Here is a 12,804-nt window from a genome sequence, read left to right on the forward strand (position 1 = left end):
CGGTTCCCCGCTACGGCCTCTCGTGCCGTTCGCTCAGAGCGAACCATCCGTGGGGCCCGGCTTGCCCCACTCGACCGGCGGCCCGTCGAACTGGGCGTCGGCCACATGCCGCCTGCGACGAGCCGCCGGACCGAGAACGAACACGTCCTCGGCACCGTCGAGCACTCCACCCGAGGGGTCGTCGTCGCCGGAACGCCGCACCGGGTCCCGATCCGGCATGAAGATGTCGCGCACGACCATCACGCACAGGTACAGCGTCCCGAGCAGATGCAGAACGATGGCCCAGTGGTAGCCGTCCGTGGGCAGCCCCTTGTGAGCTTCTCCACTGGTCGTGTACGCGAGGTACAGCCAGATCCCCAGGAAGTACGCCACTTCGCAGGCCTGCCAGATCAGGTAGTCCCGCCACTTCGGCCGGGCGAGAGCGGCCAGCGGTACCAGCCACAGGACGTACTGCGGCGAGTAGACCTTGTTGGTGAGGATGAACGCCGCGACGATCAGGAACGCGAGCTGGGCGAAGCGTGGGCGGCGCGGGGCGGTCAGTGCGAGCGCCGCCACGGCCGCACAGCACACCAGCATCAGCAGCGTGGCCAGTGTGTTGACGGTGTCGGTGCTGAGCGGATCGTCCGAGTTCTGGGCCATGATCAGCCAGATGGAGCCGAAGTCGACGCCCCGCTCCTGGCTGAACGTGTAGAACTTCGACCAGCCCTCGAAGGCGAAAAGCATCACCGGCCCGTTCACGACGACCCAGGCGACGATCGCGCCGCCCAGAGCCGTACCGAACTCCCGCCACCTGCCCGCGCGCCAGCACAGCACCATCAGCGGCCCGAGGAGCAGGAAGGGGTAGAGCTTGGCGGCCGTGGCCAGCCCCAGCAGGACGCCGAACGCGAGGGAACGGCCACGTGACCACATCAGCATCGCCGCGGCCGTCAGAGCCACGGCGAGCAGGTCCCAGTTGATGGTCGCCGTCAGCGCGGCGGCAGGCGCCAGGGCGACCAGCAGGCCGTCCCAGGGACGCCGGGCGTGGATGCGGGTCACGCAGACGACGATGACCGCCGCGCACACCATGAGCATTCCGGCGTTGACCATCCAGTACCACTGCTCCTGGTCCTGGATGGTGCCGCTGCCGGGCGTGAGCCAGGAGGCGACCTCCATGAAGACACCGGTGAGCACCGGGTACTCCAGGTACTGCATGTCTCCGGGAAGCCGGTCGAAGTACGGCACGAGCCCATCAGCGAAGCCCCGCCCCTGGTAGAGGTGAGGGATGTCCGAGTAGCACGCGTGCGTGTATTGGGAGCTGGCGCCGAAGAACCAGGCGCCGTTGTAGCAGGGCGCCTTCTGGACCAGGCCGAGGGCGAACATGCCGATCGCCACCAACGCGATCACCCGCACGGGAGTCCACCAGGACGACCCGAGCAGGGCACGCCGCCCGAGCGGACCGCCGATCAGCTCGCTGCCGGCCGCGGCGACCTCGTCCTCCTTGGTCGGCCGCACCGGCTCCCGCTCATGGACGCTCGCTGGCGTCGATTCTGCACTGGCCATGCCGCACATCCTGCCGTACGAGTCTGGCAATACGTCGAGGGCCGCCGCACCCGAAGGGGGGCGGCGGCCCTCGTTTCACGTGAAACACCCTCGCGTTTCACGTGAAACACCCAAGCCGGGCGATCTGGCTGCGGCTATCCCTCGGGGCCTCCGAAGAAGCCTCCGTTGCCATTGCCTCTGCTGTTGCCACCATCCAGGTTGGTATCGGTTGGCGTGGGCTCGGTGGTAGCCCCTCCGTCTGTGCCTCCGTTGCCGGTGCTACCGCCGTTCTCCGTGCCACCGTCGTTCTCACAGCCGAAGAACCCACAGGTGTCGCTGGGTGACGGCGACGGACTCGAGCTCTCCGTGGGCGTGGGGCTCGGCGATTCGGTCACGGTCTCGCTGGGCTCCACGCTGGGCGTCGGCTTCGGCGACGGAGCGCCCAGCTCGTCCTGGATCTCGCCGATCTTCTCGGCGTCAGGGAAGCCGATGTCGGTCTCGCCCTTGAGCGCGGCCTTCATGTACTCGGTCCACACCTGGGTGGGAGTGTCACCACCGTGGATGGACTCCTCACCCGCCGTGCCGTTCATGGAGAGCAGCTTGGCGCTCTTGGGATCCTCGCGGAACATCGCGACCGAGGTCGACAGCTGCTGGGTGTAGCCGACGAACCAGGCGGACTTGTTCTCGTCCGTGGTACCGGTCTTGCCGGCCGCCGTACGACCCAGGGCGAGCGCGTTCTTGCCCGTGCCGTTCTGGATGACGTTCTCCAGAGTGTCGGTGACGTTGTTGGCCACGTTCTCGGGCATGGCCTGCGTGATCCTTGGCTTGTCAAAGCCATCGATCTCCTGGCCGTTGAACTTGACGCTGGTCACCGAGTACGGGGCGGCCTGCTTACCCGATGCGGCGAACGTCGCGTAGGCGTCGGCCATACGGATCGCACTGGGAGTCGACGTACCGAGCGCGAACGACGGGTTGAGCGTGGCGAAGCTGGTGTCCAGGATGCCCGACTTCTCGGCCACATCCCGCACGTTCCTCATCCCCACGTCCATGCCGAGCTGCACGAACGGCGTGTTGACGGACTGCTCCATCGCCTTGCGCAGGGAGATGTAGCCCCACGGGTGGTCGCTCTCGTTCTCCTGGAAGAACGGGGTGTTGTCCTTCTTCAGGACATAGGTGCCGTCGTTGTTCCTGACCTTGAGATGGTCGTTGCCGTTGTACTTGCTCAGCGGCGAGATCCCGGCTCCGTCGCTCCGATAAGTGCCGTGCTCCATCGCGGCGGCGAGCACGAACGGCTTCCACGTCGAACCGACGGGGACACCCGAGGTGTCCGCGTTGTTGTTGAAGTGGCCGTTCTCGTACCCCGCGCCGCCGTAGAGCGCGACGATCGCGCCGTCCTTGGGCTTCACCGACGCCGCACCGAACTGGACGTGCTTGTCCAGCTCGCGGTTCTTCGGGTCGAGCTTCTCGGTCTCGACCTTCTTGACCGCCTTCGCCAGCGCCTCGACGTTGGCCTTCTTGAAGGTCGTCTTGATCTGGTAGCCGCCCAGGTCGAACTGCTTCTCGGAGATGTTGGAGTGGTTCAGGACGTACTTCTTGGCCGTGTCCACCAGGTAACCGATCTGGCCGGTCATGCCCTTGGACGCCTTGCGGTCCTGGGGCATGGGGTACTTCTTGATCGCATCCTGGTACTGCTTGTCCGTGATCCTCTTGTCGTTGTGCATCTGCTCGAGGATCCAGCTCCAACGGTCCTTGGACCGCTTGGTGTTGGCCTCCCTGGTCGCCGTCTTGTCGATGCCGTCATTACCCGCGGGGTCGTAGTACGTCGGGCCCTTGAGCAGGGCGGCGAGGAAGGCACACTCACTCGGCTTGAGGTCCTTCGCCTCCTTGCCGTAGTAGGCCTGGGCGGCAGCCTGGATGCCGTAGGCGCCGCGGCCGTAGTACGAGGTGTTCAGGTAGCCCTGGAGGATCACCGGCTTGGAGACCTTCGTGCCCACCTTGATGGAGATGAACATCTCCTTGAACTTACGGCTGAGCGACTGTTCCTGGCTCAGGTAGGTGTTCTTGACGAACTGCTGGGTGATCGTCGAACCGCCCTGCGTGTTACCGCCGCGGGCCATGTTCGCCACGGCCCGGGCGATGCCCATGGGGTCGACGCCCTTGTCCTTGTAGAAGCTCTTGTTCTCGGCCGAGATCACCGCCCACTGCATGGCCTTGGGGATCCGGTCGATCGTGACGTTCTGCCGGTTCTGCCCGCTGCCCGCCGCGACCATCTGGCTGCCGTCGGCCCAGTAGTAGACGTTGTTCTGCGACAGCGCAGCCGCGTTCTCCTCGTTGGGGACGCCCACCATGGCGTAGCCGATGCCCGCCACGGCCACCAGGCTGCCGAAGAAGCCGATGCACAGGCCGGAGACGAGCTTCCAGGACGGCATCCAGCGCTGCCAGCCGTACTTGCCGGCGCGCGGATAGTCGATCATCCGCTTCTTGTCGGGCACGGCGGCCACCCGTCCTCTGCCCCGGCCGGGCCCGTTCGGGCCACCAGGACCGGCCCGTCGGCCACCTCGGGTCGGTTCGGCCGCTCTGCGGCGGCTGCCCCCCGTACTTCTCTGCGCCGCACGGCGGGCTTCGGCACGGCCGCCGTACTGACGCTCCTCACCCCCTGAGTCGAAAGCGTCCGACCCATAGGAGTCGGACGGAGACCCGGTGGCGCCTCGCGGTGCCGCACGGCGGCCGGAGGACGAGCCGGACTGGCCGCGTCGGGCCGCGGCACGTCCGCCTCCCTGCGGCTGCGGCGGTTTGCGACGGTGCTCGCTCATCGAACGACTACTCCTCGGGCAGGCGCACCCCTGCGCGCCTGGAAACGGCGGCTAGTTTCCGGTCCCCCCGAAGTACGGATGCGGTCGGCTCCGCATTCATCGGTCCCGCATGCACCCGTACTACACCGAAGACGACGACGCTCTCAGGCGTCACTCGGTTCCCGGTGATGTGCATGGCGCACAGACTACGCACCGCCAAAACCTGCCGAGCCCCGAAGTTCACCTCAAATCAGGCAACTCGTGTCCGATGAATCGGTGATGTGATCCCGTTCACCCACCCCCCTCTTGTCGCATCCGGAAGGCCGTTCTATCGTCGTGATGTATCGAGTCGATACATCAGCTCGACACATCGGCCCGACACATCGGACTGATACATGCGCACCGCGGCCAGAGGAGGCGACGATGAGCCGGCGTTCCGGGATCCTCGAGTTCGCCGTACTCGGCCTGCTCCGCGAGTCTCCGATGCACGGCTATGAGCTGCGTAAACGGCTCAACACATCGCTGGGCGTCTTCCGTGCGTTCAGCTACGGGACGCTCTACCCCTGCCTCAAGACGCTGGTCGCCAACGGCTGGTTGATCGAGGAACCCGGGAGTACCCCCGAGGAAGCCCTCGCCGCCCCCCTCGCGGGGCGCCGCGCCAAGATCGTCTACCGGTTGACGGCGGAGGGTAAGGAGCACTTCGAGCAGCTGCTCTCGCAGACCGGGCCCGACGCGTACGAGGACGAAACCTTCGCAGCCCGTTTCGCCTTCTTCGGACAGACCTCACGCGATGTCCGCATGCGCGTGCTGGAAGGCCGCCGGAGCCGGCTGGAGGAGCGGCTGGAGAAGATGAGCGCCTCCCTGGCCCGGACCCGGGAGCGCCTCGACGACTACACGCTCGAGCTCCAGCGCCACGGAATGGAGTCCGTGGAGCGCGAGGTGCGCTGGCTGAACGAGCTCATCGAGAGCGAGCGGGCGGGGCGGGACCTCAAGGGTCCGGCCTCCGGAGAGCCCGCATCGCGTGACACCACATCTGGAGCGTCGGGCGTCCTGCCCCGGCCGGGGCACGACCCCCGGCCGGATACGCCCGACGACACCGCCACGTGAGAGCCCACTCAGGGCCTCACTCGTACACACAGGGAGCAACCGCCATGGGTTCGGTTCGCGTAGCCATCGTCGGTGTGGGCAACTGCGCCGCATCGCTGGTGCAGGGAGTCGAGTACTACAAGGACGCCGACCCGGCGTCCAGGGTGCCGGGCCTGATGCACGTCCAGTTCGGCGACTACCACGTCAGCGACGTCGAGTTCGTCGCCGCGTTCGACGTGGACGCCAAGAAGGTCGGTCTCGACCTGGCGGACGCCATCGGCGCCTCCGAGAACAACACCATCAAGATTTGCGACGTCCCCAGCACGGGTGTCACGGTGCAGCGCGGCCACACCCTCGACGGTCTCGGCAAGTACTACCGCGAGACCATCGAGGAGTCCGCCGAGGAGCCGGCCGACATCGTCCAGGTCCTCAAGGACCGGCAGGTCGACGTCCTCGTCTGCTACCTGCCCGTCGGCTCCGAGGACGCGGCGAAGTACTACGCGCAGTGCGCCATCGACGCCAAGGTCGCCTTCGTCAACGCCCTTCCGGTCTTCATCGCCGGCACCAAGGAGTGGGCGGACAAGTTCACCGAGGCGGGCGTCCCGATCGTCGGTGACGACATCAAGTCGCAGGTGGGCGCCACCATCACGCACCGTGTGATGGCGAAGCTGTTCGAGGACCGGGGCGTCATCCTGGACCGCACGATGCAGCTGAACGTCGGCGGCAACATGGACTTCAAGAACATGCTCGAGCGGGACCGCCTCGAGTCGAAGAAGATCTCCAAGACGCAGGCCGTCACCTCGCAGATCCGCGACCGCGAGCTGGGCGAGGGCAACGTTCACATCGGCCCGTCCGACTACGTCGCCTGGCTGGACGACCGCAAGTGGGCCTACGTCCGCCTCGAGGGCCGTGCCTTCGGTGACGTCCCGCTGAACCTGGAGTACAAGCTCGAGGTCTGGGACTCCCCGAACTCCGCCGGCGTCATCATCGACGCCCTGCGCGCCGCGAAGATCGCCAAGGACCGCGGCATCGGCGGTCCGATCCTCTCCGCGTCGAGCTACTTCATGAAGTCCCCGCCCGTGCAGTACTTCGACGACGAGGCCCGCGAGAACGTCGAGAAGTTCATCAAGGGTGAGGTCGAGCGCTGAGGCGCCGCAACGAGTCGCTCCTGCCAGGGCTGTGAGGGTCCCCGGGTCGAACGACCTGGGGACCCTCCCCGTATGTGAGGCTGGGCCCCATGGCCGTCGTCCGTGACCTGCGCGTCCTGTTGCGCTTCCAGGGCTTCCGGCGCCTGCTCGCCGTACGTCTGCTGTCCCAGGGGGCCGACGGCGTCTACCAGGTCGCGCTCGCCGCGTACGTGGTCTTCTCGCCGGAGAAGGAGACCTCGGCGGCCGGTGTCGCCTCCGCGATGGCCGTGCTGCTGCTCCCGTACTCCCTCGTCGGCCCCTTCGCCGGCGTTCTCCTGGACCGCTGGAGGCGCCGCCAGGTCCTGCTGTTCGGAAGCCTGTTGCGTGCCCTGCTGGCCCTCGCGACGGCCCTGCTGATCCTCAGTCCGGCACCGGACTGGCTCTTCTACGTCTCGGCCCTGTGCGTCACCGCCGTCAACCGCTTCGTCCTGTCGGGCCTTTCCGCCGCCCTGCCGCGTGTGGTCGACGCCGACCGCCTGGTCATCGCCAACTCCCTCTCGCCGACGGCCGGGACGCTGGCCGCGACCGCGGGCGGGGGACTCGCCTTCGTCGTGCGTTTGGCGGTGGCGGACTCGGACGCCGCGGTGGTCCTCGTGGGAGCCGGGCTGTATCTGTGCGCCGCGCTCGCATCGCTGAGCATGGCGCGGGAACTTCTCGGCCCTGACCGGCCCTTGCCACGCGAGGAGATCGGAACGGCTCTCACGGGCACCGCCCGCGACCTGGCGGCGGGCGTTCGTCACCTGGCCGCGCCGCAGCGCCGGGAGGCCGCCTGGGCGCTCACGGCGATGTCGCTGATGCGGTTCTGCTACGGCGCCCTGCTGGTCATGCTGCTGATGCTGTGCCGGTACGCGCTCACCTCGACCGCGGACGACGGACTCGCCCTGCTGGGACTGGCGTTGGGCTTCTCCGGCGCCGGGTTCTTCGCGGCTGCCGTGGTGACCCCCTGGAGCGCGGGGCGGCTCGGGCCGGGCCGCTGGATCGTCGTGTGCGCGGGAGCCGCGGCGCTGCTGGAGCCCGCGCTGGGACTGCCGTTCGCCACCGCTCCACTGCTGGCCGCGGCCTTCGTCCTGGGGCTCACCACCCAGGGCGCGAAGATCGCCACGGACACCATCGTCCAGTCCTCCGTCGAGGACGGCTTCCGTGGCCGGATCTTCTCGGTTTACGACGTCCTCTTCAACGTTTCCTTCGTCGGCGCGGCCGCCGTGGCCGCCGTGATGCTGCCACCGGACGGTCGGTCCGTCCTGCTGGTGATCACGATCGCCACTGTCTACGCGGCAGTAGCTGTAGCTATGGCCCGTTTTGGCCGCCAGTAAGTGTCACATCAATGACACAGAGCCACTTCTGGTTACTGCGTTGTCAGTGCGGACCGCTACCTTACGTGGGTCTTATCTCGCGACATGTTCGCGTCACTCACCATGTTCTAGGGGGACCCCCAAGTGACTACTCCGCCGCCCCAGGGCAATCCATTCGCGCAGGGCCAGCCCGCGGCTGCACCCCAGGCTCCGGTCCCGCCCCAGGGCGGCTACCCCCAGCCCGAACAGCCCGGCTTCCCGCCCCAGGGCGCCGCTCCGTACGCTCCGGTTCCCCCGCAGCAGTCCGGTCGCAAGCTCAGCTTCAAGACGATCAAGAACATCGTCATCGTCATAGCCGTGGCGGGCGTGGCCATTGGCGGCTACCTGGCCAGCCGAAACGACGCCAACACGGCGGCCATCGGCGACTGCATGCACCGCGGCAGCGCAAGCGACAACAACCCTGACCTCGAGGTCGTCGAGTGCAGTGACGCGAAGGCGCAGTACAAGGTGCTGGCCAAGATCGAGGGCTCATACCTCACGCAGACGCTGGCCTCCAGCAAGTGCGAGGCCGAGGCCAAGGACTTCCAGTACACGTACACCGAGAGCGGTGACGGCAAGGACTTCCTGCTCTGCCTGAAGGATTACAAGAAGTAGGCAGATGTGACGAGGGGCGGTGTTTCACGTGAAACACCGCCCCTCGATCTGTCTCCGGCGGGACGCCTGGCCGCAGTGGGGGTCATGTTTCACGTGAAACGTGACCTCGCCTCACACCTCAGCTCCGCTGCCCGGCCCACCACTCCTTGAGCGCTGCCACCGCGGCGTCATGCTCCATCGGCCCGTTCTCCAGGCGCATCTCCAGCAGGTGCTGGTAGGCACGGCCGATGACCGGGCCGGGACCCACGCCGAGGATCTCCATGATCTGGTTGCCGTCGAGGTCCGGACGGATCGAGTCCAGCTCCTCCTGCTCCTGCAGCTTGGCGATCCGCTCTTCCAGCCCGTCGTAGGCACGCGAGAGAGCCGCCGCCTTGCGCTTGTTGCGCGTCGTGCAGTCCGAGCGGGTCAGCTTGTGGAGGCGGTCCAGGAGCGGACCGGCGTCACGGACGTAGCGGCGGACCGCCGAGTCCGTCCACTCACCGGTGCCGTAGCCGTGGAAGCGCAGGTGGAGCTCGACCAGACGTGAGACGTCCTTCACCAGCTCGTTGGAGTACTTCAGAGCCGTCATGCGCTTCTTGGTCATCTTCGCCCCGACCACCTCGTGATGGTGGAACGAGACCCGGCCGTCCTTCTCGAACCGGCGGGTGCGCGGCTTGCCGATGTCGTGGAGGAGAGCGGCCAGGCGGAGGGTGAGGTCGGGATCGTCCTCCTCCAGCGCCATCGCCTGCTCCAGGACGATCAGCGAGTGGTCGTAGACGTCCTTGTGGCGGTGGTGCTCGTCACGCTCCAGGCGCAGAGCCGGCAGCTCGGGCACCACGCGTTCGGCGAGGCCCGTCTCGACGAGCAGCGTCAGGCCCGTGCGCGGCTGCTGGGAGAGGATCAGCTTGTTCAGCTCGTCCCGCACCCGCTCCGCCGAGACGATCTCGATGCGCCCTGCCATCTCCGTCATCGCCGTGACGACCTCGGGGGCGACCTCGAAACCGAGCTGAGCCGCGAAGCGCGCGGCCCTCATCATCCGCAGGGGGTCGTCCGAGAACGACTCTTCCGGCGTGCCGGGAGTACGCAGCACACGCGCCGCGAGGTCCTCGAGCCCCCCGTGCGGGTCGACGAACTCCTTCTCCGGCAGGGCCACCGCCATCGCGTTCACCGTGAAGTCACGGCGGACGAGATCCTCCTCGATGGAGTCCCCGTACGACACCTCGGGCTTGCGCGAGGTGCGGTCGTAGGCCTCGGACCGGTAGGTGGTCACCTCGATCTGGTAGCCGCCCTTGTGGGCACCGACCGTGCCGAAGGCGATTCCGACCTCCCAGACGGCGTCCGCCCACGGGCGCACGATCTTGAGGACGTCCTCGGGGCGGGCGTCGGTCGTGAAATCCAGGTCGTTGCCGAGCCGGCCCAGCAGCGCGTCCCGTACCGAGCCGCCGACGAGGGCGAGTGAGAACCCGGCCTCCTGGAAGCGGCGGGCGAGGTCGTCGGCGACAGGAGCGACCCGCAACAGTTCACTCACCGCGCGGTGCTGCACCTGGCTCAGGGCACTGGACATTTCTTCGTTGGCGTTCGGCACAACAGAAGAGGGTACGTGGCCCGGGCCACCGCGAGCTCCCCCTATTCCGCATGCCATTCCCCATGCAGATGCATGGGGACACGTCCGTCATGGGCGCACAGGCGCAGCTCCTGCGCCGTAAAGAGCTACTCCCGCACATAGAGTCATATACCAGGCAGCACGGAGTCAGCCCGCGATCTTGTGGAGCGGACCGCGGCACTTCCCCTCAGCGCGCATCGTTACCATGCGTGGACGCACATTCCGACGACCACTGACGACGACGAGGGACGGACGAGCGCGTGGCCGAGGCGGCAGACTTCCAGGGGACCAGTGCCTCACCTGCCCGCCGCTGGCTGCGGCGCACCGGGGCACTGCTCACCGGCGCGCCGCTGCTGGCCGGACTCCTCCAGCTGCCCGCCGCGACGCCGGCGGACGCGGCCGGGCAGGAGTCCCTGCAGGCTGCCGCCGGCGCGGGCTCGGTATCGGTCGCCGTCGACTCGCTCACCCCCAGCGCCCCCTCCGAGGGCGACACGGTCACCGTGTCGGGCACGGTGACGAACAACGGCAAGCAGACCGTCACCGGCGCTCATGTAGACCTCCAGGTGGGGCCCCCTCTCGAGACCCGCTCGTCGATCGACACCCTCGCCAGGAAGAGCGACGATCTCCAGGGACCCTCCGGCGAGAAGGTCGGCGGCAAGTACACCGAGAAGTACTCCGCTCTCACCCCCGGCGTCGCGGAGCCCTTCAGTATCTCCGTACCGGCCGACAAGCTCGATCTCGGCCGTGACGGCGTCTACCAGCTGGCCGTCTCGCTCTCCGGTGAGACCTCGGCGCAGCCCTGGGACCAGGTACTCGGCATCCAGCGCACGTTCCTGCCGTGGCAGCCGGAGGAAGCCGGCACCAAGACGAAGACCACCTTCCTGTGGCCGCTCGTCTCCAGCGCCCACATGGCCGCCGAGACGGGGTCGAACGAGCAGCAGACACCGGTCTTCCGTGACGACGAGCTCGCCGAGGAGATCTCCCCGGGCGGCCGCCTCGAACAGATGGTGTCGCTGGGCAAGGGCCTCGACGTCACCTGGGTGGTCGACCCGGACCTGCTGGCGTCCGTCGACGCGATGACGCGGAGCTACCAGGTCCGCGCCGCGGACGGCAGCACCACGCCCGGCAAGAACCAGGAGGTCGCCAAGCACTGGCTGGCCGAGCTCCAGCAGGCGGTCACGGGCAACGAGGTGGCCGCCCTGCCCTTCGGCGACCCCGACCTGGCCTCCCTCGCCCACAACGGCACGAACGTCACCGGCTCCCTGGGCCACCTCAAAGAGGCCACCGACGTCGCCGACAAGACGGTGGACACGATCCTCCACGTAAAACCGTCCACGGACTTCGTCTGGCCGGCGGACGGCGCCGTCGACCCGTCGATCGTGAAGGTCGCCACATCCGCGGGCGCCGACAAGGTGATCACCCGCAGCGACAGCCTCCAGGACAACCTGTCGTACACACCCTCCGCGGCCCGGCCCATAGGCGGCGGCACCACGGCCGTCGTCGCGGACTCCCGGATGTCGACGGCCTTCCAGGGCGACCTGACCAAGGCCTCCGCCTCCACGCTCGCCGTACAGCGCTTCCTGGCTCAGAGCCTCACGCTCGGCCTGCAGACCGGCAAGCAGCGCAGCGTCGTCGTCGCCCCTCAGCGCATGCCGTCCGTGAGCCAGGCACAGGCCATGGCAAAAGCTCTGGGAACCCTCCAGGACGGGAACTGGTCCGAGTCGCAGGACCTCACAGCCGCCGCCAAGGCCCAGCCCGACCCGGCGGCCAACACGAAGGTGCCGTCGGCCTCCGCCTACCCCTCCTCGCTGCGCAAGCAGGAGCTGCCGCGGGCCGCCTTCGAGCAGATCGCCCGGACCCAGGGCAAGCTCGACAAGTTCAAGGTGATCCTCACCCGCCAGTCCCGGGTGGTGACCCCGTTCGGGCGGGCCATGAACCGCGAGATGTCCACGTCATGGCGCGGCCGGGGCATCGCGGCGGTGGGATACCGCGATGGCATCGAGTCGTACCTCAACGGGCTCATCGACGGCGTCAAGCTGATCCAGAAGTCGGAGACCAAGCTCTCCGGCCGCAGTGCCACGATCCCCGTGACCGTGCAGAACAACCTGGTCCAGGGTGTCGAAAACCTGGAGCTGCGGCTCACGTCGAAGAACCCCACGCGCCTCAAGATCGCCGGAGACGCCTACGAGGAGCAGCCCGTCACCGTCAACGGCGGCCACGCCCAGTCCGTGAAGTTCACCACGTCGGCCAACGCCAACGGCCGCGCGGAAGTCGTCGCCCAGCTGTACACGGAGGACGGCCAGGAGTACGGCGCCCCGGTCACCTTCGACGTGAAGGTCACCGAGGTCACGCCCACGGTGATGCTGGTCATCGGCGGTGGCGTCCTGCTCCTGGTCCTCGCGGGCTTCCGGATGTACACCCACCGCAAGCGCGCCGCCGCCCGTGAGGCAGCCGAGGACGACACCGTCGAGACGGACGACGAGACCGACGGCCCGCTCGACGAGGAAGACGCTCCGCAGAACCCGGAGCCCTCCGGCGCACGTCTCAAGGAGGAGGCCGGGGTCGGCTCAGAGGCAGACGCCTCCGAGCAGCCGAGTGACCCGGGCCCGGACACCGCAGCGGAAAGCGCCGACCCGTCCGGGACGGGTGAGAGAGTGAACCGTTGAGAAATCGTGGCCGGTGGGCCCGGGACG

8 protein-coding genes are annotated in these 12,804 nt (G+C 67.8%); 5 read left to right on the forward strand and 3 right to left on the reverse strand.

The annotated features are described in order from the left end of the window. Positions 1-33: 33 nt before the first annotated feature. Both HDC93_RS07445 and HDC93_RS07450 read right to left on the reverse strand, forming a co-directional pair. Complete coding sequence (locus HDC93_RS07445; protein ID WP_185008882.1) at positions 34-1,548, reverse strand: glycosyltransferase family 87 protein; 1,515 nt, start codon at positions 1,546-1,548, stop codon at positions 34-36. 125 nt (positions 1,549-1,673) lie between these two features. Beyond that, positions 1,674-3,947 carry a transglycosylase domain-containing protein gene (locus HDC93_RS07450; RefSeq protein WP_185008884.1) on the reverse strand — a complete coding sequence of 758 codons (2,274 nt, stop codon included), beginning with the start codon at positions 3,945-3,947 and terminating at the stop codon, positions 1,674-1,676. A gap of 786 nt (positions 3,948-4,733) precedes the next feature. Between HDC93_RS07450 and HDC93_RS07455 the strand changes: the two genes are divergently transcribed. From HDC93_RS07455 to HDC93_RS07470, 4 genes are all read left to right on the forward strand, one after another. Beyond that, a complete protein-coding gene (locus HDC93_RS07455) occupies positions 4,734-5,417 on the forward strand; it encodes a PadR family transcriptional regulator (protein ID WP_185008401.1) in 684 nt (227 codons plus the stop codon). A 44-nt stretch (positions 5,418-5,461) separates the two neighbouring features. Beyond that, the gene (locus HDC93_RS07460; protein ID WP_097217878.1) at positions 5,462-6,544 is read left to right on the forward strand and encodes an inositol-3-phosphate synthase; all 1,083 of its coding nucleotides are present in this window, start codon (positions 5,462-5,464) and stop codon (positions 6,542-6,544) included. Between the two features lie 89 nt (positions 6,545-6,633). After that, complete coding sequence (locus HDC93_RS07465; protein ID WP_185008403.1) at positions 6,634-7,896, forward strand: MFS transporter; 1,263 nt, start codon at positions 6,634-6,636, stop codon at positions 7,894-7,896. Positions 7,897-8,019: 123 nt separating this feature from the next. After that, positions 8,020-8,529, forward strand: coding sequence for a hypothetical protein (locus HDC93_RS07470; protein ID WP_185008406.1), 510 nt, complete (start codon positions 8,020-8,022; stop codon positions 8,527-8,529). A gap of 118 nt (positions 8,530-8,647) precedes the next feature. Here the strand turns inward: HDC93_RS07470 and HDC93_RS07475 are convergent, their stop codons facing one another. Then, on the reverse strand, positions 8,648-10,093 hold the full coding sequence (locus HDC93_RS07475; protein ID WP_185008408.1) for a CCA tRNA nucleotidyltransferase: 1,446 nt from the start codon (positions 10,091-10,093) through the stop codon (positions 8,648-8,650). 278 nt (positions 10,094-10,371) lie between these two features. Between HDC93_RS07475 and HDC93_RS07480 the strand changes: the two genes are divergently transcribed. Further along, the gene (locus tag HDC93_RS07480; protein WP_185008410.1) at positions 10,372-12,777 is read left to right on the forward strand and encodes a DUF6049 family protein; all 2,406 of its coding nucleotides are present in this window, start codon (positions 10,372-10,374) and stop codon (positions 12,775-12,777) included. Positions 12,778-12,804 lie beyond the last annotated feature (27 nt).

This window comes from Streptomyces sp. AK010 (assembly GCF_014207295.1).
Classification (GTDB): Bacteria; Actinomycetota; Actinomycetes; order Streptomycetales; family Streptomycetaceae; genus Streptomyces; species Streptomyces massasporeus.